The organism is Nostoc sp. LEGE 12454 (assembly GCF_056620565.1).
The window spans coordinates 1-15333 of the sequence record NZ_JBWQXL010000022.1; the positions used below are offsets into that span (position 1 = coordinate 1).

The following is a 15333-nucleotide window of genomic DNA, read 5'->3' on the forward strand; positions in this document are numbered from 1 at the left end:
CCTAAAGCCAGATTCTCACGCGTTACTCACCCGTCCGCCACTGTGTCCGAAGACACCGTTCGACTTGCATGTGTTAAGCATACCGCCAGCGTTCATCCTGAGCCAGGATCAAACTCTCCGTTTTGTTGTGTTTCGAGTTTGTGGCTCTGAAAAAAATATTTTCCAGAATCCTAGTTACTAATTTTGATTATATTTTTGGGAAATCCCAAAAGCAAAATCTTTTGACGAGGATTGGTTTTTTCTTAAGCTTTCAAAGTATTATGTTTTTTAGGTTCAGCGGTCGTTTGCGTCTTTCGCTTCCCGACTTAACTAGAGTAACTAGTCATCCCCTAGTTTGTCAAGGGGTAAATTTATTATTTTTCCTAAAAGGGCAAATCGCCTGAGTGGCATTACTTTCAGGTGAATGCCTTAAGCAATGGGAGGGGGCAAAAACAAAGTGGCTAAACCTGACTGGGTGAATCATTCACGTTGAGTGATTATCGAAAAAGGCAGGAATAGTCTTGCTGGAGGGATTTATCCGGAATTCTTACGCCTGAACTAACCATATACATAATATTAAGAGCATAATTGTTGCGGAGCTTGTGATTTAAAACTCCCATCTTACAGGTGACGCTTATATCGGCCTCTACGCGATCGCCATCACTACGCTCGCGGAGCGTTTGGAAGAGAAGATAGGCGTTACAGTGAATCTAGCGCTGTAGAGGGGCTTCAAAATTTATAATGAGTTTTTGATAAACAGCTAAAAACTAGACTAGGCAAGAAATACAGATGATCCGACCGCGTAAGGTCTTTGCTCAACATTGGCTCAAAAGTGAAAAGGCGCTCGACGCAATTATTAAAGCAGCTGAGTGTACAGAAAGCGATCGCGTCTTGGAAATTGGGCCTGGGACCGGGATTCTGACTCGTCGTTTATTACCCTTGGTGCAATCTCTGGTTGCAGTTGAAATAGACCGCGATTTATGCCAACTGTTGTCAAAGCAGCTTGGTAAGAATGAAAATTTTTTACTGCTGCAAGGCGATTTTCTAACTCTAGATTTACCATCTTATCTGGCAGCCTTTCCCAATTTTCAACAGCCAAATAAGGTAGTAGCAAATATTCCCTATAACATAACAGGCCCAATCATTGAGAAACTACTGGGTACGATCGCTAACCCCAATCCCGAACCATTTGACTCGATAGTGTTGCTGGTACAAAAAGAAGTCGCAGAAAGGTTATATGCTAAATCAGGCTCAAAAGCTTTTGGGGCATTGAGCGTGCGGGTACAGTATTTGGCTGAGTGTGAGTTAATCTGCACAGTCCCAGCGGCCGCATTCCAACCAGCGCCAAAAGTCGATTCAGCAGTGGTGCGATTGCGCCCACGAGAAATAGAAATACCAGCGCTTAATCCCCGACAATTAGAGAATTTCTTAAAATTGGGGTTTGGTGCCAAGCGCAAAATGTTACGAAATAATTTGCAATCAGTTATAGAACGCGATCGCTTGAGCCACTTGCTGGAACAATTAAAAATAAATCCCCAAGCTAGAGCCGAAGACCTCAGCGTTCAGCAATGGGTAATTTTAGCAAATGAGTTGGGAGTGGAGAGTAGAGAGTAGGGGACAAGGCAGATTTTTTCCCATTCCCCATTCCCCATTCCCCACTCCCCATTCCCCACTCCCATAAAATGCATTCCTACAGCCTAATTGCCCCTGCCAAAATCAACTTATATCTGGAAATCATTGGTAATCGCCCCGATGGTTATCACGAGTTAGCCATGATACTTCAAAGTATCGGACTTGCAGACAAAATTGATGTGCGTCCCATTAGCACTGATACTATTAGGGTTCATTGCAACCACCCACAAGTACCGACAGATAAAAGTAATCTGGCATACCGCGCAGCAGAATTAATGGTAAGGCAATTTCCCGAAGCCTTTGCTAAATATGGAGGCGTGGAGATTACCGTCAACAAGCAGATTCCTGTAGCTGCTGGGTTGGCTGGAGGTTCGACAAATGCAGCGGCTGTGTTGGTGGGGATAGATTTACTGTGGAAGTTGGGGCTAACTCAGTCAGAATTAGAGGAGTTGGGAGGTACACTCGGTTCAGATGTACCTTTCTGTGTAGCGGGTGGAACTGCGATCGCAACAGGTAGAGGTGAGCAACTTTCTCCCCTGCCGAGTTTAGATAATGTATATATAGTATTGGGAAAATACCGCAGTTTAGAAGTTTCCACCCCTTGGGCATATAAAACCTATCGACAGCAGTTTGGTCATTCTTATATTAGAGATAGCGACAACTTGGTAGCGCGTGCGAATGCAGTTCATTCCGGAGGAATTGTAAAAGCTATCCTGGATAAAAATCCAGGAGAAATTGCCCAAAAACTGCACAATGATTTAGAGCGCGTGGTATTGCCAGCCTATCCGCAAGTCTTGCAGTTGCGAGAAGTATTTGCTAATCAAGAAGGCGTTTTAGGAACAATGATGTCTGGTTCTGGACCAACAGTTTTTGCTCTTGTTGAGTCTCAACAGCAGGCAGAACAAGTAAAACTGCAAGTCAGAGAAGCAATTCTTGATGAAGACTTAGAATTGTTTGTGACTCGGACAATTACACATGGTATTCAGGTGGCATCTTCAGTTTAAATAAATCTTTATTGTTAATGGAGTATGGGCAATAAGCTGATGGATGAGCTTTTAAGTTGCATAGTTAAAATCCCCAAAAAAAACGCAAAGATGCAATTTAAATGATAATAATTATTCCTAATACTCCAATCCAAAATCTAACATCTAAAATCTAAATATTATGAATGACCAAAATCTAACGCCGCAAACAAATGCTAAAGAACAGGTGACAGCTAGTCCGTTACGCTGTTTTACTGGGGCGGTGATTTCTGGAGGGATGGCATTTGCAGCGTATTCGCTGATGATTGCGCTCGCGACAAATTTTGCTAGTAAACCGATCCATTCAATCAATCCATTGGTGGTGAAAATTTCTTCTGCTGTCCGCACTCTGGTTGTTGGTGTAGTTGCTTTAGGTAGCGGGATTTTTGCTATAGTGGCAATTGGTTTGTTGGCTTTGGGAGTGCAATTATTAGTGCAGCAATTGACGAAGCAAAAAAGTAGTGAAAACTAGTAATTTACTTTTAATGAGTAATCTAAAAGCAGGAGTTTTTCTAAAGCAGCACGACTTACCCTTATTCTGCAAGGAGTTGATTTTACTCTTGCCAAATTTATTTAGCACAAGCAGCAGGCGCAGATACAGTGCTACTGGTTGCAGCAATTCTCTGGATTACTGCATCCCTACTTGTTTTAGTCAAGCTTTTTGGGATTGAGGTAGACGCAAAGCAACTTGTTGTCTGACGATGTTGTAATTTTGGTAACTAGTATAAAATTTGACTTTAATAGATTTTGGGTTGACACTTTATAGACTGTCTCAATATTCACAAATTTATGCGGAATTGACACCAGTGACACTGAAATCGATAACAACATCATTTATAAGCAAAATTTATGAACACAATCAAGAAATTTTTTTTACCCCCTATTTTTGTGACAATGGTTGTGAGCCTCGGTAGTTGTAGTTCTAACCCTACCGCAGGTAATATTGATAGCGCAACTTCATACCCTACCACAGCACCAGCACCGACGAATAGCCTACCTTCTCAGTCTCCCAGCCAAATTCCTAGCGTAGCTCAGTTGAGAGAAAAATCTCCTAATCAAGAATCTTCTAAGGAAAATACGCCTTCCTCACCAGCTTCTAAAGTTGCCACTAGCAAAACTACTACCGTAACACTATACACAAGCGATACACAATGTCAAAAACTAATTCCAGAAAAGGTATCAGTACCAGCCGAGGAACCAGTAACAAATGTAGTGAGTAAAATCTTAGAAAAACGAGATACAAGCGACTTTAGCTTGTCTGGGTATCGTGTCAACATCAAAAATGGCATTGCTACAGTTGATTTACGAATATCTCCTGAGTCAAAGCGGCAAATAACTTCTCTTTCTAGTTGTGAACAGTTTGCTCTGTTTGGCAGTCTCCGCAAAACCTTAACGAGTAATGCTCAATGGAATATTAAAGAGGTTCGCTTTACGGAGCGAGGCGAGGACATTGTTCTTTAGTTAAATATTGTAATAAGTGCCGTCATCAGCTAGCTAAAAAAATTTCCTAATCTGAACAGCCACAGGACTCATGCATCAGTAGTTGTCAAAATAGTGTATTTTCTAGCCAATTGAAAACAGCTGTAAATAGTGATATGCTTAATTTTAAGCATAAATTTATGTTAGCAATTTGCGGGTGTAATTCAGTGGTAGAATGTCACCTTCCCATGGTGAACGTCGTGGGTTCGAGTCCCATCGCCCGCTCTAAAATCTGTAAGTTTTCACTATCAATGGGAATATCACCCAATTGTTGAGCAGCCGCTTTGGTTTATTATGAAATCATTTTCTAAAATCTGTAACTTTTAGCCAGTAGTGCGATCGCTCTTTTCCTTAAATAAAAAAATCCTGACATAATACTTACTATGTCAGGGTTTTAGGTATTTGAAATGCTGTGGCAGTATTTTGTTAAATTGACCAATAATTAGTTAATGTACAATTCATCCTTATATTTCACTAGGGATTCTACTTACCCGCCTAAAGTCCGCGTATAAATTACCTGACCTTGGGAATCATAAAGAAAAAGGGATAGATTGGCATTTTCACCAATTACGGCTAGGGCTTCGCGTAAGATTTGCAAGTGATTGGTAACGTCAACAGCAGTATCCGAATTCTGAGAATAAGGATTAGCCAAGTTATTTTGCCTTATTTGGTCATATTCAGGGGTTAGTCGGACAATAATTTCTGCATTGTCCATACTAAAGGTGCAAATCCGAATTCCATTAGTACAGGTTTTATCTAAGTCAGTGCGGGTTTGTTGCAAACTACTAACAACTTGTACTTTTTCTTGTGCTTGTTTGAACGCAGATGAATAGGGTTCGATGAGAGACTGAGCCTGAGTGTAGTACAAACTATCTTGGGGAACTTTTTTAGCAGTTTGCAAAGCCTGCTCCCAATATATCGCCGCTGCTTGCCATTGTTTTTGTTGTTCATAAACTTTGGCTTGCTTGGCAGTGGTAAGGGCCTGTTGGTAAGTTTTAACAGCTAATTGTTCTTTTGTAGCGCGATCGCGTACTAATACTAACTTAGGTTTATAATCTACCAACAGCTTTTGGGCTTCTTGGTATCCAACGCTATTTCGGGGAATCGTATTCAAGGCATTAATTACCACCAGCCAAGTAGACTGCGCCTTTTGCCAGTCTTTCAAGGATTTAGCAGTAGCCTCCTGCTTCTCGGCTGCAACGGCTACACCTTTTGCCGCTGTTAGTTTTTTCAGCCATTTTTCCTCAATAAATATCTGTTGATTTACAGTGTGCAAACGGACACGATAATTCAGCAATTTACCCTGTACTAGCCCATAGAGTTCACTACTGGAACTTATACTTTCTAGTGGCGCTATAACCTGTCGCCATAAGTGTTGCCTAGTTTGTAATTCCTCTAAGCTAGATGCAGGATTTTGAACTTTTTGTGTCGCCAAAGATGCCGTTTGCAAAGCTTTGACCACCTGATTGATTTTTTCTGCTCGCCCAGACAAACTTGCTTTTAGTTCCTGTGACAGCTGGTAACGAGGCGACCAACTAGGAATTACATTCAAGTCTGTGCTGGCTGCTGCAAGTTGCTGTTGTACAGCAACTAACTCTTTTTCAGACTTGGCGCGGCGCATCAGTTGCGGAGATTTTGTTTTTAATTGCTCGGCGTTTTGTATTTCTTTACACTCAGACATCACGCAAGGGCGAGTCAATAAGTAAGCACCACCGCCTAAAACTATAATTCCCAGCAACACTGCACCCAGGAGGATAGGTTTGACTTGGAATCCTGGCTTTGAAGCCGATAAATTCGGCACATCTGCAAACGGGTCAAACAGTTCTTCTTCTTCGCTCTCATTGATTAATGGAGAATATGTCAGAGATGATGAGGGGGATATTACTTCCTCATCTCCTTGTACTTCTTCATCTCCCTCTGCGACCCATCCACCCGTCGGCTTCAACGCCAAGAAACATTTAGTATAAGGGAGTTGTTCGCCAAAAACTCTGAGGAAACATTGCACCCGCTGCTCTTTGTGGGGTGCTAAAGACTGAAGTACCTCCTCAATGACTGCAAAAATTAGTTGAGCATCAACGATTACATCTGACGCGTGTTGCGTTAAAATCATTAGCTCGCCTTTATTGACGACGCACTTAACCTCGAAGACTTCAGCGGTTGAGACTTCTACAAGTAATTGTTCTTGCAAAGTTTTGGCTAAAAGCTGTAAATCTTCTTGCTGGACTGCTACTTTCATAGAGCTTTCCCGCTGAACTTCTATATTGTTTTGATTATCTTTAAGGGGATGAAATGAACTTTTTAGGTTTGTTGAATGCAAATGCACAGTTTAATCAACCACAGCCTGAGAGTCTGAACGACCAACTTTCTAACACAAATTCTGATTTTTCACCAAAAATTAAAAAAGTAATTATTGTTCGTGTCGATACATTTTTACAGCGCTAGATGCAAAATTAAATAATCTGTCTTCAGATATAAATTACAAATAAAAAATGGGAATAATAGAAGGTTTGGGTATTTTCACTGCATTACTTTGCGATAATTAAATTCACAAAAGCTACTGCTTTGCGAAATTCTAGTTGCAGAGCAATTTTTACCAAATTATCTAAAGGTTAAGAAAACAATGCTATGTCAGAGGGTTTTGACAAAAAAGCTAGTTATCTTCTATGCTGGGAAACTTGCTGAGGAGATTAATTATGTGTTGTGGCTATGGCACAAACAAGTTGACTATGCAAAATTAATATGCTTCATTTGCTGAATTCGATAAAATTGATCCGTGAAAAATAAGTTTTTATAGCTGCAAAAAGGTTAATTCTGCAATAAAGGTGCTGCAAAATATCAAGACAGGAATAACCAAAATCTTGGAAAGTGTCAATATAAGGTGTATCAATGGATTTATTAGAGTACCAAGTTAAAGAATGGTTTGCGAAGATAGGCATTCCGGTATTGCCTTCCCAACGAATTGACCATCCTACAGATTTAAAACGGTTAAAAATTCGCTTTCCAATTGTACTGAAATCTCAAGTTCACGGAGCGGAACGGGCAAAAGCTGGTGGAGTCAGGTTTGCCCAAACGACTATCGATGCGATCGCAGCAGCTCAAAATATCTTTAGTTTACCAATATGGGGCGAATTGCCGGAAGTTGTACTGGCAGAATCTAAATACGACGCCAACCAAGAATTTTATCTAGCAGTAGTTTTAGATACTGCTGCTTGCCGACCGGTACTTTTAGGTTGCAAAGAAGCAGACATCGATTGGGAATCCGCTGGGGAAAGAATGCACTACGTTGTTGTGGAACAGGAATTTTCGCCATTTTATGCCCGACGATTGGCTTTGAAAATGGGTTTGCAAGGAACGCTGATGCAGTCGGTAAGCAGCGTTGTGGAGAAGATGTACCACTTATTTGTCCAAAAAGACCTGGATTTAGTCGAAATTAATCCCTTGGCAGTCAGTACTACTAGTCAAGTTATGGCTCTTAATGGTAAAGTCAGGGTCAACGAACGGGCGATCAAGCGTCATCCCGATCTAGCCGAGATGGCAGCAAAAATTATCAGTCGTCATACCACTACTGAAATTAACGGTATTTTGGGTGACTGGGATGGTGTGCAAATGCATGGAAAAATCGGTATTTTAGGTAATGGTACTGGTTCAGTGATGGCAACTTTAGATTTAGTTGCGAATGCTGGTGGCAATCCAGGTGTTTGTTTGAATCTACGTCATGCTTTCCTTACAGATACTACACCAACTACCTTCCGCGATCGCCTAGAAACAGGTTTGAAAATGCTGGAGGCCGATAAAAGCATTCAAGTAATACTAATTAACTTTCTGGGTAGCATTCCGCAAACTGAGGAAGTAGCTGAAGTTATAGCTAGAGTTGTACAGCAAGACAACAGCGAACTTCAATCACAGGTTGTACGTTCTAATGGTAGTAAAGTTCGGCGACAGCTTAATTTTCCATCTTTAGTTGTCCGTCTTGCGGGTTCCGAATTTAATACTGCGAGAAAATATTTGACGACACTAAAAACCCACACCGATGCGCTTGTCGTGGTAGAAAATTTAGATGAGGCTGTGGCAGCAGCAGTTCTCCTTGCTAAACCAACGGCTAATAGAAGATAGTGAATGTCATTTTGTTCCAATTCAAAAATCAAAAATTATTAGTTTTTACCATCGGGTATAAATTGTTGAATTTGATGCTCAAATCAAGTATAGCTTTGCTTTCTGGAACTAAATTATATAGTGTATTCAAACTGGATATTCTTAGCTAGAGGCGTGTTTTCTAACTTTTGGAACACTCAGCTTCCAGACTAATTTTTGGAATTTCAGTAAAAATTGAATCAATACGACACTGTAAATGCGTCGTTTTTATGCTCAGTGGTTTAAGGCGCTGGGTTGTCAAACTTACGGTAATTTTTTATGAACCTAACGCCAGAAAGTAAAGTCTTAATTCAAGGCTTTTGTGAATTTATATCAAGCACTCATGTCGATCAAATGAAAGCTTATGGCACAAATTTAGTAGCTGGTGTCAATCCTGGATGCGGCGGACAAGAATTGCATGGACTGCCAGTATTTGATTTAGTAGAGGAAGTAATAGAACAATTTGGGGCAATTGACACAACAATTATTTGTGTAGATCCTTACGACGTGTTAGATGCGGCATTAGAAGCGATCGCATCTAATATTCGCCAGATCATTATTATTACTGCTGGCGTGCCGCCTTTGGATATGGTGCAATTACTCCGCAAAGCCGAAGCCTGTGAAACTTTGGTAATCGGGCCAAATAGTCCGGGGATCATTGTACCGGGAAAAATTCTCTTAGGAACTCAACCTAGCGAATTTTATACTCCTGGAACAGTGGGGATCGTTAGTCGTAGCAGCACCCTCACCTACGAAATCGCCTATGAATTAACAAAAGCAGGTTTAGGGCAGTCGATTAGTGTCAGTATTGGTAGTGATGCGATCGTCGGTTCCTCATTTTTGCAATGGCTGCAAATTCTCGATGAAGATGAAACCACACAAGCGATCGTTTTAGTCGGTCAACCTGGTGGTGGTAGTGAAGAAGCAGCAGCGCGGTACATTGCTGAGGCAATTGATAAACCAGTAATTGCCTACATCGCAGGTAGACAAGCACCACCAGGAAAAAGTTGGCGTCAAACCGGGACTTTAGCAACAGTTATCGGACGCGATCCTAACTTTGGCACAGCCCAAAGTAAATTAGCTGCTTTAAAAGAAGCGGAAGTTACAGTAGCAGAACGCCCTTCTCAAATTCCAGAATTATTACGAAAGGAAATTAACTAATTACTAATACTTCGGCTACGCTCAGTACAAGTTCGTAATTCAATTTTTAACTACGAATTACGAATTACGAATTACGAATTATTTTAATTGGTCAGTCTTGGGAACGATTTTGAGGGAACAGGTAAGCGATCGCAGCATAACCCGAAGCACTGAGTAAACTAACCAAAAAAGCAGCCAAAATAAAAGTAGACATAATGTTACACTCTATGCATTTCTAAAATCCTGGCATTCATCAACAAGCTAGAATTTTGGATACTTTCAAATTAGCAATTGGGTATGACACAGCCATGACTACCTTGTGTCAATCTCTGGGAACTCAAGGTTTTGTCTCAAGCTAAAGGCAGAAAAAAGCGAAACGTACTACCAACTCCCAATTCGCTTTCAACCTGAATTTGACCGCCTTGTAATTCAATCAAACGGCGGGAAATAGTTAAACCAATACCAGTACCTCCCGAATGGCGATCGCGCGATTGGTCAGCTCGCCAGAAGCGCTCAAACACATGAGGCAAATTTTCTGGAGCGATACCAATGCCTGTATCACTAACCGCAATCCAGAGTTGAGATGCGTCAATCCCAACAGTAATGGTAATTGAACCTTCATTAGTGTAACGTACTGCATTGCCTAGCAAATTAACTAGTACCTGTTCTGTACGGTCAATATCTGCCAATACAGGAGGTAGCACAGATGGACATTGCAAGAGCATAACTGGCCCATCTTCTAATAGTTGGTCGGTAAATTTCTCCACTAATGACTCTAACAACGGACGCAAATTTACCCGTTGGATATTAATTGGTAGATAACCAGCTTCTGCCTTAGATAGTTCTTGCAAATCGTTCACCAATCGCTCTAAGCGTCGAGTTTCTTTCGCTAAACGTCGATAGATTTCAGGAGACGCTTCAATTTCCCCATCAGCCAGTTCTTCCAAGTAACCGCGCACCACAGTTAATGGTGTGCGGAGTTCATGGGTCATATCTCCAATTACTTCTCGCCGCCGCGCTTCTACCCCTTCTAAACTAGCTGCCATTCGGTTGAAACTACTGCTCAATCCACTAAGTTCTGGAATGTCAGATACAGGTAGTCGTGCATCCATTTGACCAGCAGCAAATTTTTGGGTGATTTGTTCCATCTCGGTCAATCGCTGCATAATCCGTCTGGACACCCAGTAACTCAATCCTCCGGCGGCGGTACTACCGACTAAGACTGACCAAATAGTGCTGCGCTGCCAAGCAAGTTCAAATCCTGTAACCAATTCAGCACGGACATCGATTAAGTCGAACCCCTGATTTTCTAATCCTTCCAAATGTAAGACAAACAAGCGGGGGGAAGAGATTTTGCTGATGCTTACCAGACTAGCTACCCCCACGATCATTACTACTAAGTGGGAGAAAAATAGGCGCCCTCTCAGCCCCATCTTCATAACATTTACGCTACCAAAGGATCTTCAAATTTATAGCCAACCCCAACAACAGTTTTAATAAAAGTCGGATTTGCCGGATCGGGTTCAATCTTTTTTCGCAACCGAGCTACATGAGTATCTACAACTCGTTCATCGCCAAAAAAATTATCTCCCCAAAGTTTGTCAATTAGTTGAGTGCGGTTCCAAACTCGACCAGGATTACTGACAAAGGTGGTTAGCAAGTTAAATTCTAGGGTAGTTAAGTCCAAAATTTCAACTTCTTGAGAATTTATCTGGCGACTGGCAGTGCGCTGGTCTACATCAACAATAAAGTGTTGGGTACGATTGATTTGATGTTGTCCCCCTTGGCGGAGGCTACGCCGTAATAGTGCCCGCACTCTAGCTACCAACTCTCTGGGGCTAAAGGGTTTGACCATATAATCATCAGCACCAGTAGATAGACCAATGACGCGATCGATTTCCTCACCCTTAGCCGTGAGCATTAAAATGTAAGGATCTTTCGCACCTGGTTTCTGGCGAATTCGGGCACAAACTTCCAACCCATCCAAACCAGGAATCATTAAATCTAGAATGATTAAATCAGGTGGTTGCTCTTGAAACATCCGCAAAGCATTCATCCCATCGCGGCTAGTGCGACAAAAAAATCCTTCTTTTTCTAAAGAAAGTTCGATTAAACGAGCAATTTCTGGTTCATCTTCAACTATTAAAATATCCATCTGAATATAGAGTCGAGCAAAATGGGCAGAGCGGAAACACAGAGACACAGAGATATTTTTTATGCGTCCCTGTGTCTCCCACTTCCCGCCTCTTTTTAATTAGAGGTTTGAATTTGACGCTGTGCGATAACTATAGCCAAGACTAGAATCTTTTTGAATGTGTGTTTTAATACTATCGAGGTCAATGAAGCAGTCAGCAACGTCAATCAAACTTTCACTAGTGGTTGTTTGCAAACTGACTACTTCCACCCGAACGCCCATTCTGCTGACAGCGTTCACAGCATAAGCTAAATCTCCATCGCCACTGACTAAAACCGCTGTATCGTAATAAGGAGCTAAAGTTAGCATATCTACAGCAATTTCTACGTTCAGATTTGATTTTTTGAAATTCTCTGTTGGTACAACGAGTTCTTTTGCCACTACGCGATAGCCATTGCGACGCATCCACAAGAGAAAACCCTGTTGCTTTTCATTACTGATATCAACCCCAGTATAGAAAAAAGCACGCAATAGTCTGGAACCGCTGGTTAAATGACAAAGCAATTTAACGTAGTCAATTTCTATGCCGAGTTGTAAGGCCGTATGGAACAGGCTTAAGCCATCAATAAAAATAGCAACTCGACCGCGATTTAAGTTATTCAAAATCGAACTATCAGGTGCAGGATCTCGCATCTTGGTATCTTTACCTTTGACAGCAGTATCGTTCAAATTTTGCCCTTGCCAATGTGGTTTCGCTTTGAGTACTTTAGGTTCCTTAAATTCATTGCTTTGTTTACTAAAATTAGTTATAATCATTGATACCTCTGATTTTAAAGCTGTAAAGATTTTTGACTAAATTTTCTATAGTATAATCTGTGCTTGATTTATAACCTAGCAGGTAATGGTCTTAAGTCACTATATGCAGATAAGGTTAACTGGTGCTAAACAAGATTCAAAATAGACAGCGCAAGGTTTTCACTATTGTTATGGTTGATTTAACGAGATATTGCCTCTGCCCACAGATATGTTAATCTTTACCCACCGAGACAGCAAGAGTTTCGATAAAATAAATCTTTTTGTCAGGATAAGGGCTGTTTTTGTGAGGTCTGTATTGCACTCAACTCAGAAGCACTATATCTATAATTGGGTAGGCATGAACTGTAAGACCTGTAATAGGGGCAACCCGATATAAGCAAATTCCGCACAAGAATCCCACGGCTTTTTTAGGGGGAATGAGCGTAGCAATATTTACGCAGCCGTGGGTGTGTCAAGGAGTTAGAAACACTAATAATGTAATATTGCGATGCGATCGCACCTCAAAATCAACTTGTCTTAATTTATACAAGAACCAAATAAGAAGGACAGAGATGATTCGTTGCTCTCTTGTCCTCCTATTTGCTTAACGCACGCCAGCGGTTTCTAAAGACAAATCTTGAAACATGGGTGTGCTGAGATAACGTTCGCCAAAGGAAGGCTGAATCATCACGATTAAACGCCCGGCATTTTCTGGACGTTTACCGACTTGAATTGCGGCACACAAAGCTGCACCAGAGGATATCCCAGACAATAAGCCTTCTTCTTTTGCCAAACGTCGCCCGAATGCGATCGCTTGTTCATCGCTGACTCGAATTACTTCATCTACCAATTCTAGGCGGAGAACATCGGGGATAAATCCGGCGCCAATACCTTGAATTTTATGTGGCCCGGCTTCACCGCCTGAGAGGACTGGGCTATTGCTGGGTTCAACTGCGATCGCTTTAAAAGTCGGTTTGCGCTGCTTAAGTACTTCTGCAATCCCAGTAATCGTCCCACCAGTACCTACCCCAGCAATGACGATATCTACTTCCCCGTCTGTATCTGTCCAAATTTCTTCAGCGGTGGTTTCCTGGTGAACTTTGGGATTTGCAGGGTTGCGGAACTGTTGCAGCATAAAAGCATTGGGAGTATTAGCCACAATTTCTTCGGCTTTGCGAATTGCTCCCCGCATACCCTCAGTTCCTGGTGTCAACTCCAAAGAAGCACCATAAGCTCTAAGCATAGCGCGTCGTTCTTGGCTCATAGTCTCAGGCATCGTCAAAATCAAACGGTAGCCACGCGCTGCTGCTACCATTGCTAGAGCAATTCCTGTATTACCGGAAGTAGGCTCGACTAAAATGGTCTTTCCAGGGAAAATTGAGCCGGCGGCTTCTGCCGAGAGTACCATACTTAACCCAATGCGGTCTTTCACCGAAGCCGCTGGATTCATACCTTCTAATTTAACAACTATTCTTGCAACTACTCCCTCAGCTTGAGGAATCTTGTTCAGTTGAACTAAAGGAGTTCGTCCAATTAGTTCTGTTATGTCTTGAGCAATCCGCATTATTTAACCCCTAAAATCCTAAATCTTAAGTACAGAGTATTTACTTATAACAATAAGCTTTGATGTATTTATTTTGCCGTTTAATGCTAATAAATCCATATACTATATATTCTAACTAAACCACAAAACATTAAAGTTTAGAAAGAACTTTTATTAGATGTCCCCATTGATTGCGACTTCAACAGAGGGCTAACTCACCATCCTTCTATTTTACCATTTGAGATTGCTGATTATTATCTCTTTAGTCAAGATTCATTTTTTTTAATTCTGTATATATGAATAACTTTTTCATTGTTTTGTATTTCCTATGAAAATTTAATTCATTTTAAAAATAATTAATTGCTTTTCCGAACTTGTTAGTCTATGTTTATCAAAAGACATTAATATTTTCTTTTGAGTGCAGATTTTGTCAGTCCCAAATTGCATCTAAAACAGTCTTTAACCATTGCCTACATTGCTTTGAGGTTGAGTGCAAAAAAGCCAGAACCCCACCTCGAAAATACTAGAACCCCATCCAAAAAAGACTAGCACCCATACCCCAATTATTTTTTATAAGACTTATCAGGCATGGATTACAGGCTTTGAGTACTATTCTAATGAATTTAATAATCTTAACAGGGCTGGGGTAAACTGTTTGGTGGAGAGCGGCTGATATAAATCGTATAGGATTTACGCAGAGATTCCCCTCTACCCCCCAACATTCCTGAGCGAAAGCTTAGTGAACTAGGGGGGACTTCTTAATCTCCTTTTTGAGAGTAAGATGAAACCAGATTCCCGAATCTAAGTGCGTTCTTTCTGACTGAATAATCCTAAGTTTTGTGAAAAGGGTGGTAACTTTTTATTGGTCAGTAGTCAGTAGTGGCGAGAAAAATAACTGGCAACTAATGATTGTAAAAATTACCGATTACACATATTTTAATATCAAAACTGTTTAAGAGGTAGAAATATATAACTACTTTAGATAAACAGCAAAAGATATTTTCTTACTGGGTGCATACTACCTAGCAAGGGAGAGCCAAGATGAAAGCCAAACTTTTAAATGTTCTTACAGTTTGCGTCGTTACCTTAGCAGTGCTTTCACCAGGACTAGTAGTATTTGGCATAATTTGGGAGCGACATCTGGAGTTAGTAAAATCTCAGAATTTCGCTTACGAAGTTAACAACACAACTACAGATGCTCCCGCCTTGGCTCCCCAGATAGAGGGTACACATTCCCCTCAGACTAGCATTCAATCCTCCGATCGTAATGTGGTTCATCAAATGCTAACTGTTGCTGAACAATATAAATTTGCCACTATCCTGCAATGGTTCTTCTTGTTAACCCCGATTTGTGTTGGGTTAGGGATTCTCTTTTACGACAGATATCTGGTTCATCGTGCTGCTGTTTTAAAAGAACAAGTTGAAATGTTGGAAAGGCTGTGGCACCAAAGTATCGAACAGTAACTTATTCACAATTA

Annotated in this window: 12 protein-coding genes, 1 tRNA gene, 1 rRNA gene and 1 pseudogene; 9 read left to right on the forward strand and 6 right to left on the reverse strand. The window is 41.1% G+C overall.

The features are described 5' to 3' along the window. Positions 1–124: ribosomal RNA gene (locus tag AC1F2U_RS21325) — 16S ribosomal RNA — on the reverse strand; the annotation flags it as partial. 644 nt (positions 125–768) lie between these two features. Between AC1F2U_RS21325 and rsmA the strand changes: the two genes are divergently transcribed. The 6 genes and pseudogenes from rsmA to AC1F2U_RS21355 all read left to right on the forward strand — a co-directional run bounded on the left by rsmA (position 769) and on the right by AC1F2U_RS21355 (position 4337). Then, complete coding sequence (gene rsmA, locus AC1F2U_RS21330; protein WP_480262900.1) at positions 769–1593, forward strand: 16S rRNA (adenine(1518)-N(6)/adenine(1519)-N(6))-dimethyltransferase RsmA; 825 nt, start codon at positions 769–771, stop codon at positions 1591–1593. A 68-nt stretch (positions 1594–1661) separates the two neighbouring features. Next, a complete protein-coding gene (gene ispE / locus AC1F2U_RS21335; RefSeq protein WP_480262901.1) occupies positions 1662–2615 on the forward strand; it encodes a 4-(cytidine 5'-diphospho)-2-C-methyl-D-erythritol kinase in 954 nt (317 codons plus the stop codon). A gap of 160 nt (positions 2616–2775) precedes the next feature. Continuing rightward, entirely contained in the window at positions 2776–3105 is a 330-nt protein-coding gene (locus tag AC1F2U_RS21340; RefSeq protein WP_480262902.1) for a DUF3082 domain-containing protein, read from the forward strand. A 55-nt stretch (positions 3106–3160) separates the two neighbouring features. Continuing rightward, positions 3161–3257, forward strand: a pseudogene (locus AC1F2U_RS21345) (indole-3-glycerol phosphate synthase TrpC); the annotation flags it as partial. A gap of 225 nt (positions 3258–3482) precedes the next feature. Next, positions 3483–4094, forward strand: a complete 612-nt coding sequence (locus AC1F2U_RS21350; RefSeq protein WP_480262903.1) for a sporulation/spore germination protein — start codon at positions 3483–3485, stop codon at positions 4092–4094. Between the two features lie 171 nt (positions 4095–4265). Beyond that, a tRNA-Gly gene (locus AC1F2U_RS21355) sits at positions 4266–4337 on the forward strand. A 262-nt stretch (positions 4338–4599) separates the two neighbouring features. Here AC1F2U_RS21355 and AC1F2U_RS21360 read toward each other — a convergent pair. After that, positions 4600–6348: a hypothetical protein gene (locus AC1F2U_RS21360; protein WP_480262904.1), complete on the reverse strand. Its 1749-nt coding sequence runs from the start codon at positions 6346–6348 to the stop codon at positions 4600–4602. A gap of 650 nt (positions 6349–6998) precedes the next feature. On the opposite strand from AC1F2U_RS21360, the gene AC1F2U_RS21365 reads away from it, so the two are divergent. Continuing rightward, entirely contained in the window at positions 6999–8225 is a 1227-nt protein-coding gene (locus tag AC1F2U_RS21365; RefSeq protein WP_480262905.1) for an ATP-grasp domain-containing protein, read from the forward strand. 297 nt (positions 8226–8522) lie between these two features. Continuing rightward, positions 8523–9404, forward strand: a complete 882-nt coding sequence (locus AC1F2U_RS21370) for a succinate--CoA ligase subunit alpha (protein WP_480262906.1) — start codon at positions 8523–8525, stop codon at positions 9402–9404. A gap of 329 nt (positions 9405–9733) precedes the next feature. Here AC1F2U_RS21370 and AC1F2U_RS21375 read toward each other — a convergent pair whose 3' ends face one another. From AC1F2U_RS21375 to cysK, 4 genes are all read right to left on the reverse strand, one after another. Continuing rightward, positions 9734–10822: a sensor histidine kinase gene (locus tag AC1F2U_RS21375; RefSeq protein WP_480262907.1), complete on the reverse strand. Its 1089-nt coding sequence runs from the start codon at positions 10820–10822 to the stop codon at positions 9734–9736. A gap of 5 nt (positions 10823–10827) precedes the next feature. Then, on the reverse strand, positions 10828–11538 hold the full coding sequence (locus tag AC1F2U_RS21380) for a response regulator transcription factor (protein WP_480262908.1): 711 nt from the start codon (positions 11536–11538) through the stop codon (positions 10828–10830). A gap of 99 nt (positions 11539–11637) precedes the next feature. Next, the gene (locus AC1F2U_RS21385; protein WP_480262909.1) at positions 11638–12333 is read right to left on the reverse strand and encodes a LabA-like NYN domain-containing protein; all 696 of its coding nucleotides are present in this window, start codon (positions 12331–12333) and stop codon (positions 11638–11640) included. A gap of 583 nt (positions 12334–12916) precedes the next feature. Next, positions 12917–13876 carry a cysteine synthase A gene (cysK, locus tag AC1F2U_RS21390; protein ID WP_480262910.1) on the reverse strand — a complete coding sequence of 320 codons (960 nt, stop codon included), beginning with the start codon at positions 13874–13876 and terminating at the stop codon, positions 12917–12919. Between the two features lie 1020 nt (positions 13877–14896). On the opposite strand from cysK, the gene AC1F2U_RS21395 reads away from it, so the two are divergent. Beyond that, a complete protein-coding gene (locus AC1F2U_RS21395; protein WP_480262911.1) occupies positions 14897–15319 on the forward strand; it encodes a hypothetical protein in 423 nt (140 codons plus the stop codon). Positions 15320–15333: the final 14 nt, after the last annotated feature.

Coding starts and splice junctions, on each gene's coding strand:
- AC1F2U_RS21350 (WP_480262903.1), top strand. CDS start 3,483: ATGAACACAATCAAGAAATTTTTTTTACCCCCTATTTTTGTGACAATG.
- AC1F2U_RS21375 (WP_480262907.1), bottom strand. CDS start 10,822: ATGAAGATGGGGCTGAGAGGGCGCCTATTTTTCTCCCACTTAGTAGTA.
- AC1F2U_RS21365 (WP_480262905.1), top strand. CDS start 6,999: ATGGATTTATTAGAGTACCAAGTTAAAGAATGGTTTGCGAAGATAGGC.
- ispE (WP_480262901.1), top strand. CDS start 1,662: ATGCATTCCTACAGCCTAATTGCCCCTGCCAAAATCAACTTATATCTG.
- AC1F2U_RS21395 (WP_480262911.1), top strand. CDS start 14,897: ATGAAAGCCAAACTTTTAAATGTTCTTACAGTTTGCGTCGTTACCTTA.
- AC1F2U_RS21380 (WP_480262908.1), bottom strand. CDS start 11,538: ATGGATATTTTAATAGTTGAAGATGAACCAGAAATTGCTCGTTTAATC.
- AC1F2U_RS21385 (WP_480262909.1), bottom strand. CDS start 12,333: ATGATTATAACTAATTTTAGTAAACAAAGCAATGAATTTAAGGAACCT.
- AC1F2U_RS21340 (WP_480262902.1), top strand. CDS start 2,776: ATGAATGACCAAAATCTAACGCCGCAAACAAATGCTAAAGAACAGGTG.
- AC1F2U_RS21370 (WP_480262906.1), top strand. CDS start 8,523: ATGAACCTAACGCCAGAAAGTAAAGTCTTAATTCAAGGCTTTTGTGAA.
- rsmA (WP_480262900.1), top strand. CDS start 769: ATGATCCGACCGCGTAAGGTCTTTGCTCAACATTGGCTCAAAAGTGAA.
- AC1F2U_RS21360 (WP_480262904.1), bottom strand. CDS start 6,348: ATGAAAGTAGCAGTCCAGCAAGAAGATTTACAGCTTTTAGCCAAAACT.
- cysK (WP_480262910.1), bottom strand. CDS start 13,876: ATGCGGATTGCTCAAGACATAACAGAACTAATTGGACGAACTCCTTTA.